The organism is Nonomuraea longispora (assembly GCF_004348345.1).
Taxonomy (GTDB): Bacteria; Actinomycetota; Actinomycetes; order Streptosporangiales; family Streptosporangiaceae; genus Nonomuraea; species Nonomuraea longispora.
Genome location: NZ_SMJZ01000216.1, coordinates 1 through 15,229, shown reverse-complemented (window position 1 = coordinate 15,229; position 15,229 = coordinate 1). Strand labels below are relative to the sequence as shown.

Below are 15,229 nucleotides of genomic sequence, written 5' to 3'. Positions count from 1 at the left end.
CCCCCGCCCAGCTCCGGCGGTCCCCCGGCACGGCTACTCCCGTTGATGTAGCCCACGAACCGCTCCCGGACGGACGCCGATCCCGCGCGAAGCCGGGATCGTGGCCGCGTGCGTTCGGAAAGCAAGGCTGACGAAGGGGCCGGGACCGTGACCATCGAACCGAGGATCGGCCGGGGCGGCAGGACACTTCCCCTCATGTCGCCGAAGGTCCGCAGGTTCGTGCTGCTCGCGCACGTGGTCTCCTCCGTCGGCTGGCTGGGCCTCAACCTCGCCGTGCCCGCGCTGGCGGTCACCGGCATGACCACGGGAAGCCCGGCCACGCAGCATGCCGTCTATCGCGTGCTCGACATGCTGGGCGGGTTCTACCTGATCCCGTTGAGCCTGACCGCCTTCATCACGGGCGTCGTGCTCTCCCTCGGCACGTCGTGGGGGATCTTCCGGCACTACTGGGTGACCGTGAAGTTCGTCCTCACGTTGATCGCGGTGGTGCTCATCCCGCTGTCTCTGCTGCCAGGGCTCCGGGAGACCGCCGAGGTCGTGGCCGGCACACCTCCCGGCGAGTTCGCCGACGTCGCCAGGGGCGGCGTGGGCCAGGTCGGCGCCGGTTTCGTCTCCACCACCATGTACCTCACCTGCGCGATCGTGTCGATCTACAAGCCGTGGGGACGCACCGCGTACGGCAGGCGGCGGCTCGCCGCGTCCTCCCGCCCCCGGTCGATCGGGTAAGCCGGCGCAGCCCGAGGCCGGCGCGCTGCCCCCGAGAGCGTACGCGGCCGGCCGGGCGTACTCCTGACGGCGTATTCAGGCGATCCACCGGCGGACGACGTCACCGGCACGGACCACGGCGACAGCCCCGACCACGACCGGGCGCTGAGCGGCCGTGAACCTGCCCGCCCGGTGGTCCTGCTCGCCCACCGGCCGGTCCAGGTCCACCAGGCGGCACGGTACGACGTCGGCCTGCAGCTCCGCTCACACCCACCCGTACCGGCTGGGCCGGAGCGGCTTGGACCCCGGGCCCGGCTGGCGTGGGCCGGCCCGGGGTGAGGGCGTGGTCCGGCCGGGGGTCGCCATTCCCTCCGGCCAGGCCGTGGCCCGCGGCCCTTTCCTTTGAGGGCCGCTGTCCGAGTGGCAGGATTCGAACCTGCGTCGCTCCTGCACCCAAAGCAGGCGGGCGGCCAAACTGCCCCACACTCGGTCGCGTATGAGAAAGCCGCCTCGATATCCTCGAGACGGCTTTTCGGGAATCCTTTCAAGGACTATCCGGAAAGCCTCCGCGGCAGCTCAGGACGGGCCGCCGACGGCCGGATGGCGCCCAGCTCACACATGTAGCCGCCCTTTCTGCCGCTCGTCGTTGACTTTCTTACGGTAACCCCGTGACCGGCGTGAATGCCATCCATTTATCGCCGGTCGCGGTCGTCGTCCCATCCCATGCCGGCGCGCGTCTCCGGGGTGTCGACGCGGAAGCGGGGCAGCGCGTCGGGGTAGTTCTCGCGTACGTGCTCGACGAGGAACTCGCGTACGTCGCACTTGAGGTCCCAGGAGGACGGCGAGTCGGCGGCGCTCATCAGGGCGCGCAGCTCGACCAGGCCGTTCGGCAGCACGTCGGTGACCTGGAGCGTCCAGTCCTTCTGGTCCCACAGGGGGTTGTCCTGCAGGAACGCGTACAGCGCCTCCCGCAGTTTGGGCACCGGCACCGACCAGTCCACCCGCAGGTAGACCACGGCGAGCACCCGGCTGCCGTGCCTGGTCCAGTTCTCGAACGGGTTCTGGGTGAAGTACGACACCGGCAGGACCAGCCGCCGCTCGTCCCACAGCCGCAGCACGACGTAGGTGAGGGTGAGCTCCTCGATCCTGCCCCACTCTTTCTCAACCACCACCACGTCGTCGAGGCGGAGGGCGTCGCTGAAGGCGAGCTGGAGCCCGGCCAGCGCGTTGCCGATGGTCGGCTGGGCGGCGATGCCGACGATGGCGCCGGCGATGCCCGCCGAGGCGAGCAGGCCGGCGCCGAGCGCCCGCATCTGCGGGAAGGAGAAGAGCATGGCGCCGAGCGCGATGACGATGAAGGCGGCGGAGGCGATGCGGCGTACCAGCGCGATCTGCGTCATGATCCGCCGCGCCCGCCGGTTGCGCTCGCCTTCGACCTGGACCAGCCGGTCGAGCACGACGTCCGTCAGCGCGTACGCGGCCTGCACGATCAGCCAGGTCACCGCGGCGATCGTGACCAGTCCGAGCGCGTGCTCGACCGACGCGGCCAGGCTGCGTTCCGCGACCGTCCTGCCGAACATGCCGGGACTGATCACCAGGTTGCATGCCACCACGACGGCCACCGCGAACGCCGGCCAGGTGCAGTGCTCCACGAGGTGCCGGGCGAGCGCCCATTTACGGCCGATCCGGTTCAGCGCCCGCCGGGCCACTTCCACGAGGAGGACCGAGCCGATCACCGCGATGGCGAGAATCGGCCAGCCCGCCGGAGACTGCACCCATGCCCCCAAAAGTCCTAGAAAGACTCGTCAAAACTCACATTTCCCTCAACCGCCACCTGGTAAGCAGAGACCCGCCGCTCGAAGAAGTTTGCCAGCTCCTGCACGTCCTGCAGCTCCATGAACCCGAACGGGTTGGCCGAACCGTACCTCCTCGGCAGCCCCAGCCGGACCAGCCGCTGGTCGGCGACGTATTCCAGGTATTGGCGCATCTGCGCCACACCCATGCCCATCATGCCGTCCCCGCACAGGTCCTCGGCGAAGGCCAGCTCGGCGGCCACCGCCTCCTCGATCATGCCGGTGACCTGCTTGCCCAGCTCGTCGTCGAACAGCTCGGGCTCCTCGTCCCTGACCGTGTCGACCACGCTGAACGCGAACGCCATGTGCATGGACTCGTCCCTGAACACCCAGTTCGTCCCCGTGGCCAGGCCGTTGAGCAGGCCGCGCGAGCGGAACCAGTAGACGTACGCGAAGGCGCCGTAGAAGAACAGGCCCTCGATGCAGGCGGCGAAGCAGATGAGGTTGAGCAGGAACTGACGGCGCTCGGCGGCCGTCTCCAGCCGGTGGAGGCCGTTGATCGAGTCGATCCACTTGAAGCAGAACTCCGCCTTGTCGCGGATCGACGGGATGTGCTCGATCGCGGCGAAGGCCTTGACCCGCTCGTCGGGATCGGGCAGGTAGGTGTCCAGCAGGGTCAGGTAGAACTGCACGTGCACGGCCTCCTCGAACAGCTGCCTGCTGAGGTACAGACGCGCCTCGGGGGCGTTGACGTGCTGGTAGAGGTTGAGCACGAGGTTGTTGGCCACGATCGAGTCGCCGGTCGCGAAGAAGGCGACCAGGCGGTTGATCAGGTGCCGTTCCTGCGGCGTCATCCTGGACAGGTCGGCCAGGTCCGTGTGCAGGTCCACCTCCTCGACCGTCCACGTGTTGCGGATGGCCGCGCGGTAACGCTCGTAGAAGTCGGGGTAGCGCATCGGGCGCAGGGTGAGGTCCATTCCGGGGTCGAGCAGCACGACGGGCTCCTTCACTGGCAGGCTTCGCAGGTTTCGGGGTTCTCGAGGGAGCACGCGAGGGCGTCGGCCGTCGCGTGGGCGGACTGCGCGGCCAAGCCGCTCCGCGATGGTGCGGAGGGCTCGCCCTGCGCGGGGACCGTCGTCTGGGCGATGCGGGTGGCGGGCCGCGAGCGCAGGTAGTACGTCGTCTTCAGGCCCTTCTTCCAGGCGTATGCGTACATCGAGGAGAGCTTGCCGATCGTCGGACCGGCCATGAAGAGGTTGAGCGACTGCGACTGGTCGATGTACGGCTGGCGGGCGGCGGCCAGGTCGATGAGCGCCTTCTGCGGCAGCTCCCAGGCCGTGCGGTAGAGGAGCTTGAGGTCGTCGGGGATGCCGGGGACGGGCTGGACCGAGCCGTCGGCCCGCTTGATGTCGTCGCGCACCTGCTGCGTCCACAGCCCGCGCTCCTGCAGGTCGGCCACCAGATAGCGGTTGACCTGGAGGAACTCTCCCGACAGCGTCTCGCGCTTGAACACGTTGGACACCTGCGGCTCGATGCACTCGTAGCAGCCGGCGATGGAGGCGATCGTGGCGGTCGGCGCGATGGCGATCATGAGGGAGTTGCGCAGGCCGGTCGTCGCGATCTTGTCGCGCAGGGCGTCCCAGCGCGGCGTGCCCGGCACGTAGTGGTCGGGGTGCAGCACTCCCCCGGCGGCCCGGGTGTCGGCGTACGCCGGGTGCCTGCCGCGCTCGACCGCCAGGTCGGCCGAGGTGTCGTAGGCGGCCAGCGCGATCTCCTCGGCGATGCGCGTGGACAGCTCCAGCGCCTCGGGCGAGTCGAACGGCAGCCGCAGCGTGAAGAACACGTCGGCCAGCCCCATGACGCCGAGCCCGATCGGCCGCCACCGCCTGTTGGCCTTCTCCGCCTCGGGTGTCGGATAGAAGCCGAGGTCGATGGTGCGGTCGAGGAAACGTACGGACGTGCGTACGGTGGCGCGCAACCGCTCCCAGTCGACGTCCCCGCCCGCGAGATGGGCGGCCAGGTTGACGGAGCCCAGGTTGCACACGGCCGTCTCCCCGTCGCTGGTGACCTCCAGGATCTCCGTGCACAGGTTGGACAGGTGGATGACGTTGCCGGGGCGGCCCGTCTGGTTGGAGGTGCGGTTGGCGGCGTCCTTGAACGTCATCCAGCCGTTGCCGGTCTGGGCGAGGGTGCGCATCATCCGGGCGTACAGGGTCCTCGCGGGGACGCGCCGGACGTGGCGCCCCGCCTGCTCGTACGCGCGGTAGGCGGCGGTGAACTCCTCCCCCCACAGGTCCGTGAGGTCGGGCGTCTCCTTGGGGTCGAACAGCGACCAGGGCTCGTCGGCCTCGACGCGGCGCATGAACTCGTCGGGCACCCAGTTGGCCAGGTTGAGGTTGTGGGTGCGGCGGGCGTCCTCGCCGGTGTTGTCGCGCAGTTCCAGGAACTCCTCGATGTCGGCGTGCCAGGTCTCCAGATAGACGCAGGCCGCGCCCTTGCGCCGACCCCCCTGGTTGACCGCCGCCACCGACGCGTCGAGCGTGCGCAGCCACGGCACGATGCCGTTGGAGTGGCCGTTCGTCCCCCTGATCAGGGAGCCGCGCGAGCGCACCCGGGTCCAGGAGACGCCGATGCCTCCGGCGTACTTGGACAGCCGGGCCACCTGGCCGTAGCGGTCGTAGATGCCCTCCAGCTCGTCACGCGGCGAGTCGAGCAGGAAGCACGACGACAGCTGCGGCCGGCGCGCTCCCGCGTTGAACAGGGTGGGCGAGCTCGGCAGGTAGGACAGCGTGCACATCAGCGCGTACAACTCGGCCGCCTCGGCGACCGACTCCGCCAGCCCGCAGGCCACGCGGAGGAAGAAGTGCTGCGGCCGTTCCAGCACCTTGCGGGTCTCCGGGTGGCGCAGCAGGTAGCGGTCGTAGACCGTGCGCAAGCCGAAGTACTCGAACCGGTCGTCCGCCTCCGCGCGGATCAGCGCGTCCAGCTCGGCGGCGTGCGCGGCGACGAACTCCGCCAGACCGTCCTGAATCAGCCCCGCCGCGCGGGTGGCCGCGATCGACTCGGAGAACGAGCGCACCCCGTGCCCTGCCGCCTCGTCGGCGATCTCCTTGGCCAGCAGCCGGGCGGCGACCCGGGAGGCGGCCGGATCGGCGATCACCCGGGCGGCGGCCTCCTCGATGGCCAGGCGGCGGTCAACCTCAACGATCTGCGTCACGTGCTCTCCTCGCGAGCTCATCCCCGTGAGGGCACGCGAGAGCACTGCGGCATGAATCCACGACCGCACCGGCCCCCGGCCCTCCCTCGAGGCCATGGACACTGCATGGCGGGCGCGTCCGGGGACGCGGCCCTGCATGTCGCGGGCAGGTCTTCGGGCTTGCGGGCGTGCTCGAAAGCGCCTAGTGGCCGTCGCTTCCCGGATCTCTCCAGTGCATGTGACGGCGGTCGTTCCCGCTCACCGCTGCGGGGCAGCCCCGGAATCTCACCGGGTTCCCTTTCGCTCCGCCTCTTGGAGGCGAACCAGCGACGACCAGGATCCTACATCTAGTGGCGGATCCCGCAACCACCCCTGCATCTTGTGGATTTGGTCGTGTCGACCATCCCGAGGTCCCGCAGCACCCCGCGGGTGCGCCGCACTTCGGAGGCGAGCCACAGCTCGAAGTCGTCGCCGGTGAGCGGGAGCGAGACCCAACCGGCGTCCCGGCATGCCGCCTCCCAGCCGGGCGAGCGGGTCACCTCGTCGCACATGCCGACGGCCGACTCGCGGCTCTCGTCCGGCATGTCATGTGGGCCGAAGGCCGCCATCCAGTCCACGAAGTTCACGCGTACGCCCGACTCCAGCAACGTCGGCGCGTCGAGCTCCGGCACCCGTTCCGCCGAGGACACCGCGAGCGCCCTGATCCGGCCGCGGCCGATGATCGTACGCCACTCCGCGACCCGGCCCGCCGCGGCGGCCGCCTTGCCGGACGAAAGCGCGGCGACGACCTCGTGACGGCTGGGGTAGCCGGTGTAGTCGACCTGCCGGGTGTCGGCGCCGAGCCCTTTGGCGATCAGGCCGAACAGCAGGTGGTCGGGGTCGCCCTGGGGACCCCCGGCCAGCAGCGTCTGCCCTGGCCTGGCGAGCAGGGCGGCGCCGAAGTCGCCGAAGTCCCTGAACCGTGAGTGCTGGGGCACCACCACGACCTCGACCTCGCCGGCCAGCCTGGCCAGCGGGGTGGCGGCGTCGAGCAGGCTCTGGCCCTGGTTGAGCTCGGCCGCGGCCAGCGCGTGCAGGCCGGTCACCGTGACCTGCGGGCCCTCGCCCGTCCCGAACCCCGCGGCGCGGGCCACGCCGGCGAACACCTGACCCGCGCGGGCCCACCGGCGCCCGCCCGGGTTGATCGAGAACCGGGTACGCAGGCCGGCCGCGCCTCCGGTGGCCCGCTGCGTGCCGCAACCGGCCGCGTAACCGGCCGCGCAGACGGCCGCGCCCAGCCCCCAGACCAAGAACCGCCGTCGCCGCATGTGCGCCCCCTTGCCGTGCCCCCTCGTAACCAAAGGTTATTGATCCGTCGCCAAGCGTCACGCACCGGGGCCGCGTCGGCGCGCTGCGACGCCCGTGCCGGTGGATCAGGCCGGTGGATCAGGCCGGTGGATCAGGCGGGTGGATCAGGCGGGTGGATCAGACGGGTGGATCAGACGGGTCTCCTGGCGACCCCCGCCATCAGCGAGGAGGGCAGCGACCAGTCGCCCACCAGCTTGGGCCGGTCGGGACGCCAGTCGGTGGCCTGCACGAGCCCGGGCGGCTCCAGCGGGAGATCGCCGAAGAACGCGCGGATCTCGGACGGCGTACGGTCGGCGCCCCCCGACGACGAGCCCGACGACGAGCCCGACGACGAGCCACGGGAGGGTGTCCTGGCACGTTCGCCGTCCTCCGTCCGGGCTCTCGTCGTCGCGTGGGAGATCACCAGGTGGCTGCCGGGCGCCAGCCGCTCGCGCAGCGCCGCCACCGCGTCCTGCGGGCCGGCCGTGTCGGGGATGAAGTGCAGGATCGACACCAGCAGCACCCCGACAGGCTCGGCCAGGTCGAGCAGGGCGCCGGCCCGGTGCAGCACCTCGTCGACGTCGAGCAGGTCGGCCTCGACGAAGACGGCCCTGCCCGAACCTTCGAGCAGGGCCCTGGAGTGCGCGGCGACGACCGGATCATGATCGACGTAGACGACCCGGGCCTCGGGCGCCACCTCGTGCGCGCTGCCCTGGGTTGGCAGCCCGCTGCCCAGGTCGAGGAACTGGCGTACGCCGGCGGCGGCCACGTAGCGCACGGCACGCTGAAGGAAGGCCCGGTTCGCGCGGGCCAGCGGGACCGCCTCCGGGACCAGCTCGGCGAGCTGGTCGAGGGCCAGGCGGTCGACCGCGAAGTTGTCCTTCCCGCCGAGCATGTAGTCGTACATGCGTGCGGGATTGGGCCGCTGTTGGTCGAACTGCCGCACAGTATCGAATTTATGTCGTTTGGAGCCGGATAACACTACCCTGAGGGGAATGTGGCTGATTTGCGGCTCAATTATTCGACTGTGACGCTCTTGGCGAGGTTGCGCGGCTTGTCGACATCCCGGCCGAGCGCCACGGCGGCATGGTACGCGAGCAGCTGCAACGGGATCGTGAGCAGGATCGGATCGAGTTCGATCTCGTTCTTCGGGATCACGATGACGTCGTCGGCCAGCTTCGGGCCGGGCTCGCGGTGGCCGACCATGAGCACCCGCCCGCCGCGCGCGCGGATCTCGCCCAGCGTGGTGAGGTTCTTGTCGAGCAGCTCGTCGTCGGGGACGATCGCGACCGTCGGCATCTCGGGGCCGATGAGGGCGAGCGGGCCGTGCTTGAGCTCGCTGGCCGGGTAGGCCTCCGCGTGCACGTAGGAGATCTCCTTGAGCTTCTGCGCGCCCTCGCGGGCCACCGGGTAGCCGCGCACGCGGCCGACGAACATCATGCCGGCGTGGCCGGCGTACTTCTGCGCCAGCTCGGCGATCTTGTCGTCCTGCGCCAGGACCTCCTCGACGTGGCCGGGCAGCCGGCGCAGGCCCTCCACGATGCGCCGCCCGTCGGCCGGCGACAGGTCGCGCACCCGGCCCAGGTGCAGCGCGAGCAGCGCGAAGGCCACCGCGGTCGAGGTGAACGCCTTGGTCGAGGCCACCGAGACCTCGGGGCCCGCGTGCAGGTAGATGCCGCCGTCCACCTCGCGGGCGATGGCGCTGCCCACGGCGTTGACGATGCCGATGACCCGGCCGCCCTTGCGCTTGAGCTCCTGCACGGCGGCGAGCGTGTCGTAGGTCTCTCCCGACTGGCTGATCGCGACGTAGAGCGTGTCGGGGTCGACGACGGGGTTGCGGTAGCGGAACTCGCTGGCCGGCTCGGCGTCGGACGGGATGCGCGCCAGCTCCTCGATGAGCTGTGCCCCGATCTGTCCTGAATAGTACGCGGACCCGCAGCCGATGATCTTCACCCGGCGGAAGCTCCGCGTCTCGCGGGCGTCCATGTTGAGCCCGCCGAGGTGGGCCACGTGGAACCGTTCGTCGAGACGACCGCTCATCGTACGGGTGATCGTCTCGGGCTGCTCGGAGATCTCTTTGAGCAGGTAGTGCTCATAGCCGCCGGTGTCGTAGTGGCCGGCGTCCCAGTCGACGGTCAGCGGCTCCTTGGCCGTCTCGCGGGCGTCGCTGGCGAAGGTGTGGAACCCGTCGGCCTTCAGCACGGCCAGCTCGCCGTCCTCCAGGTGCACGACCTGGCGCGTGTAGCGGACCAGGGCGGCCACGTCGGACGCTGCGAACATCTCCTTCTCGCCGATGCCGAGCACGATCGGGCTGCCGTTGCGCGCCACGACCACCTCACCGGGCCGCTCGGCGTCGATGACGGCGATGCCGTACGTGCCGACGACGCTCTTGAGCGTCTTCCTGACGGCCTCCTCCAGCGAGTCGTTCTCGTCGGCGGCGTGCGCGACCAGGTGCGCGAGCACCTCGGTGTCGGTCTCGGAGGCGAACGCCACGCCGTCGGCCTCCAGTTTGGCCCGCAGCTCGCCGGCGTTCTCGATGATGCCGTTGTGGACCACCGCGATGCGCTGGTCGGCGGACAGGTGCGGATGGGCGTTGGTGTCACTGGGGACGCCGTGCGTGGCCCAGCGGGTGTGCCCGATGCCGAGGCCGCCCTTGAACCTCACCGGCACGACCTTGGCCAGGTCGGCCACCCGGCCCTTGACCTTACGGACCTTCAGCCCCTTGTTGGACACCACGACCCCGGCCGAGTCGTAGCCCCGGTATTCGAGCCGCTGCAGACCCTCCAGCAGGATGGGGGCCGCGTCCCTTGGGCCGACGTAGGCCACGATTCCGCACATCGAGTCTCCCTGTTCATCCGTAGACGATCCTGCGGAGCTGTCGCAGCGACAACTCCGGCGCGGCCACCCGGCGGCCCCGTAATTCGGCGGCGATCCTCGGGAAGATCTCGTCGTTCGTGTGACCGCGCGCCTTCAGCTCGCCGTGACGGCGCCGTACGAACTCCTCGGTCGTCTCCGAGAAGTACGCCAGCACGTCGGCGACCACGCGCGCCGCCTCACCAGGCCCGAGCGGGCTCGTCCTCGTGAGATGAGCGATCAGATCTTCGTACGGGGGCCGTGCCGGTGGCACAGACGAGGACCCTACGGCTCTTGAGCGAGACACGCCATCATCCTGCCCGATATCGGGCAGGATCTAACCCCAACGCCCACCGGAGTGCCCGCGCCCCCTCGTGGCACGGCGATTCCGCCGCGTCTGCCGGATGCCGCCTTCGGCGTGATCCCGCAAGTCCCATCCGTATCATCCGGCCCGTCTGACACATCCCTTTCTGAGAACAGTTACGCTGAGTAGTCGCATCGTGACATCCATGGGGGAGATGTTCATGCAGCTCTGGCTCGCCGTCGTCCTGGTCGCCACCGCGCTGAGCGCGCCCGCCCTGCCCGCCGATCTGCCCGCCGATCTGCCCGCCGATCTGCCCGCCGATCTGCCCGCCGATCTGCCCGCCGGCTCTGGAGCCGATGTCGCGGCGACCGGGCGGCAGTCCGACTTCGCCGCCGCCGCCCGCGAGTACGGCGTGCCGGAGAGCGTGCTGCTCGGCGTGGCGTACCTGCAGTCCCGCTGGGACGCCAACGGCGGGCGGCCGAGCACGGCCGGCGGCTACGGCCCGATGCACCTGGTCGACACGTTCCCCGCCGAGGCGCTCGACGGCACGGTCGGGGACGCGCTCGGCGACGCCCGCGGCGACGAGGCCCGCCCGATGCCCAAGGCGCGCGTCGAGCCGCTCGCGTCGTCCGCGCTGCGCATGGCGCAGGACGCGCCGATGGCGACACTTCCCCGAGCCGGCCGCCTCGTCGGCGTCGCGCCCGCCCGGCTCAGGACCGACCCTGCCGCCAACATCAGGGCCGGCGCCGCCCTCCTCGCCTCCTACCAGGAACGTCCCAGCGCCGACCCGGCCGACTGGTACGACGCCGTCGCCCGCTACTCCGGCTCCGACGACCCCGCCACCGCCCAGGGCTTCGCCGACGAGGTGTTCTCGGTGATGCGGGAGGGCGTGGAACGCCGTACGGACGACGGTCACCTGGTGCGGCTGGACCCCGTACCCGACGACCTGCCGTCCTTCGTCGGCGACCATGAGAGCGAGCCCTGGAGCGATCTCGACGGGTCCTTCGCCGACTCGGACACACCGTCCGACGAGCAGCTCGACGGTGACGCGCCCGGCCTCGCCGGCGAGGGGTACGACAGCGCCAAGGCGGAGTCGGGGGCCCGCCAGGCGGAGTGCCCCGCCGCGCTCGCCTGCGAGTGGATGCCCGCCGCGCACAGACGGTTCGGCAAGAAGAAGCACCGCGACTACGGCAACCACGACCGCCTGAGCCGCACCCGGCAGGTCGACTACATCGTCGTCCACGACACCGAGGGCACCTACCGGGGCATCCCCTCCCTGGTCCGCAACCCGAAGTACGTGAGCTGGCACTACACGATCCGCTCCCGCGACGGGCACGTCGCCCAGCACGTCGCGACGAACGACATCGCCTGGCACGCGGGCAACTGGGACGTCAACACCCGCTCGATCGGCATCGAGCACGAGGGATACCTGGCCAAGGGGGGCGCCTGGTACACGGAGGCGATGTACCGCGCCTCGGCCAGGCTCGTGAGGTTCCTCGCCGCCAAGCACGACGTACCGCTCGACCGCGCCCACATCCTGGGGCACGACAACGTCCCGGGCACCACCCCGGCGACGGTCGCCGGCATGCACGAGGACCCGGGCCCCTACTGGGACTGGGCACACTACTTCGACCTCATGCGCCGGCCGTTCAAGGCGGCCGAGAACGGCGAGTCCGTCATCATCCTCCCGTCGTACGCCACCCACCGTCCCCGCTTCACCGGCTGCGACGCGGCCAAGCCCGCCAAGGCGTGCCCGCCGCACGGCGCCTCGGCCGTCCTGCTGCACACGGCGCCCAAGAAGTCGGCGCCGCTGGTCAAGGACGTCGGCAAACACGGGAACAAGCCCAGCACCCGCAGCGTGTACGACCACGGCGCCCGCGCCTCCACCGGCCAGCGCTACGCCGTGGCGGAGCGCGAGGGTGACTGGACGGCCATCTGGTACCTCGGGCAGAAGGCGTGGTTCCACAACCCGGCCTCGGCTCCGACCGCCGTTCCCGCCAAGGGCCCGCTGGTCACGCCGCGCACGGACGGTGTGAAGGTGTACGGCCGGGCCTATCCCGAGAAGTCCGCCTACAAGCTCGCCGCCCACCAGCCACTGCGGCCGCTCCCGTACACGATCGGCACCGGCCAGACGTACTCGCTGGGCGACACGGTCACCGGCTCCTACTACGCCGCCAACGCCTTCCAGCCGTCACGGCACGTCACCACGACCGGCCGGCTGCGCTATCACCAGATCCAGCTCGGGCACCGCGTGATGTTCGTCAAGGCCAGGGACATGAGGGTGCTCCACTGAAAACGCCTCCACCCGCCTCGTGCCGCGCACGCGCACTCCGGGAAGACGATATGGTTTTCCTGTGACCAGGGCGCGCGCCGCCCGGGGTTCACGCGGAAGTGGCTCAGTGGTAGAGCATCACCTTGCCAAGGTGAGGGTCGCGGGTTCGAATCCCGTCTTCCGCTCGGAGCGAGACTCCTGGTGGAGTGGCCGAGAGGCGAGGCAGCGGCCTGCAAAGCCGTCTACACGGGTTCAAATCCCGTCTCCACCTCGGCGACCGGCGGACCCTCCGGGATCCGCTAAAGTAAAGTGCGGCGCACGCGGAAGTGGCTCAGTGGTAGAGCATCACCTTGCCAAGGTGAGGGTCGCGGGTTCGAATCCCGTCTTCCGCTCGGAGTTCACCACTCAAAGGACGATTAGCTCAGCGGGAGAGCGCTTCCCTGACACGGAAGAGGTCACTGGTTCAATCCCAGTATCGTCCACCAGTTCTTCCGGCAGCCCCAGCTCATGGCCTGTGCCAGGAGTCTGGGGCTTCCGGTTGTCCCGCATGGGCGGTCACCTGCCCGGCCGGGGATGGCCGCACTTCGGCATCGAGCTGGTCCGACGACCCGGAAAGCGACCGTTGGATCATGCTCTACACGCCACGCCACGCGAATGACCGTCCCCGGTCGAACGCCCGCCTCGGTTACCCGTGGGTCCGCGGGTCCACGACCACCGTCTCCACGCCTTCGGCCGCGAACGGCTTGAGGGATTCGGGGGCCACCGACGCGTCGGTGACGAGAGTCCAGGCGTCGGGCATGCGGGCCCAGGCGTGGAACGGGCGGCGGCCCAGCTTGGCGGCGTGGACCAGCAGGTAGACGTGGCGGGAGCGTTGCATCATCAGCTCCTTGAAGCGGGTCTGTTGCAGGTCGGCCTCGCAGATGCCGTCCTCCGCCGTGACGCCGTCGGCGCCCAGGAAGACCCGGTCGAACGTCATCCTGCTCAGTGCCGCCTCCGCCAGCGGGCCCACGAAGCCCTGGCTCACATGGCGCAGGGTGCCGCCCAGGCACTCCACGTGCACGCCGTCGGCGCCCACCAGCTCCTGCAGGGCGTTCAGGCCGGTGGTGGCCACGGTCAGGTCGGCGGCGTGCCGCAGCTCGTGGGCGAGCGCGCCCGTCGTCGACCCCGAGTCGAGCAGGATCGTCTCCCCCGGGCGGATCCGCGCGGCGGCCCAGGCGGCGATGGCCCGCTTGGCCTCGAACGCCTCCCCGATGCGCTGCCGCAGCGAGGCCTCGGGATGGGTGACGACCGCCATCGCCCCGCCGTACGTGCGCGCCAGCAGCCCGGCCGCCTTGAGATGGGCCAGGTCACGGCGGATGGTGGAGGCCGTCACACCCAGCTGGGCCGACAGCTCCTCGACGCTGGCCAGCCCTGTGGTGGTGGCCAGGCGGACGATCTCGTCACGGCGAGCCTGCGCTGCGCGGCCCATCGGTGGTCCCTCCCGTCAGACGCCCCGCGCGGACGACAGCTCTGCCGCCTGGCGGAGCGCCTCGATCATGCTACCGGCGTCGGCGACGCCCCTCCCCGCGATGTCGAAGGCGGTGCCGTGGTCCACCGAGGTCCTGATCACCGGCAGGCCCACCGTGATGTTCACCCCGGCCTCCAGGCCGAGGATCTTCACCGGGCCGTGCCCCTGGTCGTGGTACATGGCCACGACCAGGTCGTAGTCGCCGCGGCCCGCCAGGAAGAACGCGGTGTCGGCGGGGAGCGGGCCGTGCACGTCCATGCCCTCCGCCCGCAGGAGCTCGACCGCGGGAACGATCTTCTGCTCCTCCTCGCCGTACCCGAACAGGCCGTTCTCCCCCGCGTGCGGGTTGATGCCGCACACGCCGATCTTCGGACGCTCCACGCCCGAGCCGCGCAGCGCCGCCTCACCCCTGCGGACGGTCCGCTCGACCAGGCCGGGCTCGATGCGCGCGACCGCGTCGATGAGCCCGACGTGCGTGGTGACGTGGATGACCTTGACCTTCGACGTCGACAACATCATCGACACCTCCGGCGTACCCGTCAGGTGCGCCAGCAGCTCGGTGTGCCCGGGAAAGAGGTGCCCGGCCGCGTGCAGCGCCTCCTTGTTCAGCGGGGCCGTGCAGATCGCCTGTACGTCGCCGGACGTCGCCAGCTCGGCGGCCAGCCGTACGTACGTGTAGGCAGCGTGACCCGCGACCGGCGACACCCGGCCCCACGGCAGGTCCTCGGGCAGCAGCCCCGGATCGACGACGTTGATCCGGCCCGGCTCGAAGACGGCCTCGCCCACGCGTTCCACCCTGACCACCTCCGGCTCCAGACAGAGGATCTCCGCGGCCCTGCGCAGGCGTCCCGCGTCGCCGATGACGACCGGGCGGCAGAAGGCGGAGGTCCCGGGGGCGAGGAGCGCGCCGACGACGACCTCCGGACCTACGCCGGAACCGTCCCCCATGGTGAGGGCGATGAGAGGAGTGCTGCTCATGTCGGCCTTTCGTCGATGGTGGCGCCCGTGCGGGGAAAGCGCCGGGGTCTGAGATGGGCGGCGATGCGCAGGAGGCTGTCCGGTCCGCCGAAGCTGCCCGGCCTCGTCACCACGGAACGGCCGTCCGGGGTCCGGCTGTGCACCGCGCCGTGGTGCACCTGGCCCACGGGGACCATCTCGCGCACGCCCAGCGCGTCGAGCACCCTCCTCGCGGTCTCCCCGCCGGTCAGGACCAGGTCGGCCCGCGTTCCTCCGACCGCCTCCCGGACGATCCGGCCGAGCAGGGCGGGGAGGG

Annotated in this window: 13 protein-coding genes, 5 tRNA genes and 1 riboswitch; of the genes, 6 read left to right on the top strand and 12 right to left on the bottom strand. The window is 70.6% G+C overall.

Annotation, left to right across the window (positions count from 1 at the left end; translation table 11 throughout):
- The first annotated feature begins 147 nt into the window (after nucleotides 1-147).
- Nucleotides 148-726 (top strand): hypothetical protein, encoded by a 579-nt coding sequence (locus E1267_RS37000; RefSeq protein ID WP_220449856.1) that lies wholly within the window; start codon nucleotides 148-150, stop codon nucleotides 724-726.
- A 75-nt stretch (nucleotides 727-801) separates the two neighbouring features.
- Here E1267_RS37000 and E1267_RS47470 read toward each other — a convergent pair whose 3' ends face one another.
- The 9 genes from E1267_RS47470 to E1267_RS36955 all read right to left on the bottom strand — a co-directional run bounded on the left by E1267_RS47470 (nucleotide 802) and on the right by E1267_RS36955 (nucleotide 10,063).
- Nucleotides 802-933 carry a hypothetical protein gene (locus E1267_RS47470; RefSeq protein WP_281283737.1) on the bottom strand — a complete coding sequence of 44 codons (132 nt, stop codon included), beginning with the start codon at nucleotides 931-933 and terminating at the stop codon, nucleotides 802-804.
- 187 nt (nucleotides 934-1,120) lie between these two features.
- A tRNA-Pro gene (locus E1267_RS36990) sits at nucleotides 1,121-1,195 on the bottom strand.
- A 202-nt stretch (nucleotides 1,196-1,397) separates the two neighbouring features.
- Complete coding sequence (locus E1267_RS36985) at nucleotides 1,398-2,480, bottom strand: mechanosensitive ion channel family protein (RefSeq protein ID WP_132339820.1); 1,083 nt, start codon at nucleotides 2,478-2,480, stop codon at nucleotides 1,398-1,400.
- Nucleotides 2,481-2,497: 17 nt separating this feature from the next.
- On the bottom strand, nucleotides 2,498-3,493 hold the full coding sequence (locus tag E1267_RS36980; RefSeq protein WP_132339818.1) for a ribonucleotide-diphosphate reductase subunit beta: 996 nt from the start codon (nucleotides 3,491-3,493) through the stop codon (nucleotides 2,498-2,500).
- Nucleotides 3,494-3,504: 11 nt separating this feature from the next.
- Nucleotides 3,505-5,715 carry a ribonucleoside-diphosphate reductase subunit alpha gene (locus E1267_RS36975; RefSeq protein WP_246064495.1) on the bottom strand — a complete coding sequence of 737 codons (2,211 nt, stop codon included), beginning with the start codon at nucleotides 5,713-5,715 and terminating at the stop codon, nucleotides 3,505-3,507.
- A gap of 127 nt (nucleotides 5,716-5,842) precedes the next feature.
- A riboswitch (cobalamin riboswitch) is annotated at nucleotides 5,843-6,037 on the bottom strand.
- Between the two features lie 4 nt (nucleotides 6,038-6,041).
- A complete protein-coding gene (locus E1267_RS36970) occupies nucleotides 6,042-7,001 on the bottom strand; it encodes a Bug family tripartite tricarboxylate transporter substrate binding protein (protein ID WP_132339814.1) in 960 nt (319 codons plus the stop codon).
- A 170-nt stretch (nucleotides 7,002-7,171) separates the two neighbouring features.
- Nucleotides 7,172-7,966: an SAM-dependent methyltransferase gene (locus E1267_RS36965; RefSeq protein WP_246064494.1), complete on the bottom strand. Its 795-nt coding sequence runs from the start codon at nucleotides 7,964-7,966 to the stop codon at nucleotides 7,172-7,174.
- 71 nt (nucleotides 7,967-8,037) lie between these two features.
- On the bottom strand, nucleotides 8,038-9,858 hold the full coding sequence (glmS, locus tag E1267_RS36960) for a glutamine--fructose-6-phosphate transaminase (isomerizing) (RefSeq protein ID WP_132339812.1): 1,821 nt from the start codon (nucleotides 9,856-9,858) through the stop codon (nucleotides 8,038-8,040).
- Nucleotides 9,859-9,871: 13 nt separating this feature from the next.
- Nucleotides 9,872-10,063, bottom strand: coding sequence for a hypothetical protein (locus tag E1267_RS36955; protein ID WP_246064493.1), 192 nt, complete (start codon nucleotides 10,061-10,063; stop codon nucleotides 9,872-9,874).
- Nucleotides 10,064-10,382: 319 nt separating this feature from the next.
- Between E1267_RS36955 and E1267_RS36950 the strand changes: the two genes are divergently transcribed.
- The 5 genes from E1267_RS36950 (at nucleotide 10,383) to E1267_RS36930 (ending at nucleotide 12,934) form a co-directional block, all read left to right on the top strand.
- Nucleotides 10,383-12,470: an N-acetylmuramoyl-L-alanine amidase gene (locus E1267_RS36950; protein ID WP_246064492.1), complete on the top strand. Its 2,088-nt coding sequence runs from the start codon at nucleotides 10,383-10,385 to the stop codon at nucleotides 12,468-12,470.
- 92 nt (nucleotides 12,471-12,562) lie between these two features.
- Nucleotides 12,563-12,634, top strand: a tRNA-Gly gene (locus E1267_RS36945).
- A 15-nt stretch (nucleotides 12,635-12,649) separates the two neighbouring features.
- A tRNA-Cys gene (locus E1267_RS36940) sits at nucleotides 12,650-12,720 on the top strand.
- A 49-nt stretch (nucleotides 12,721-12,769) separates the two neighbouring features.
- A tRNA-Gly gene (locus E1267_RS36935) sits at nucleotides 12,770-12,841 on the top strand.
- Between the two features lie 18 nt (nucleotides 12,842-12,859).
- Nucleotides 12,860-12,934 (top strand) — tRNA-Val (locus E1267_RS36930).
- 200 nt (nucleotides 12,935-13,134) lie between these two features.
- Here the strand turns inward: E1267_RS36930 and E1267_RS36925 are convergent.
- The 3 genes from E1267_RS36925 to E1267_RS36915 all read right to left on the bottom strand — a co-directional run.
- Nucleotides 13,135-13,917: a DeoR/GlpR family DNA-binding transcription regulator gene (locus E1267_RS36925; RefSeq protein WP_132339808.1), complete on the bottom strand. Its 783-nt coding sequence runs from the start codon at nucleotides 13,915-13,917 to the stop codon at nucleotides 13,135-13,137.
- A gap of 15 nt (nucleotides 13,918-13,932) precedes the next feature.
- On the bottom strand, nucleotides 13,933-14,934 hold the full coding sequence (gene pdxA, locus E1267_RS36920; RefSeq protein WP_132339806.1) for a 4-hydroxythreonine-4-phosphate dehydrogenase PdxA: 1,002 nt from the start codon (nucleotides 14,932-14,934) through the stop codon (nucleotides 13,933-13,935).
- A partial coding sequence (locus E1267_RS36915) for a nucleotide-binding domain containing protein (protein ID WP_281283736.1) occupies nucleotides 14,931-15,229 on the bottom strand: 299 nt, incomplete at its 5' end. The genes pdxA and E1267_RS36915, both read right to left, overlap by 4 nt.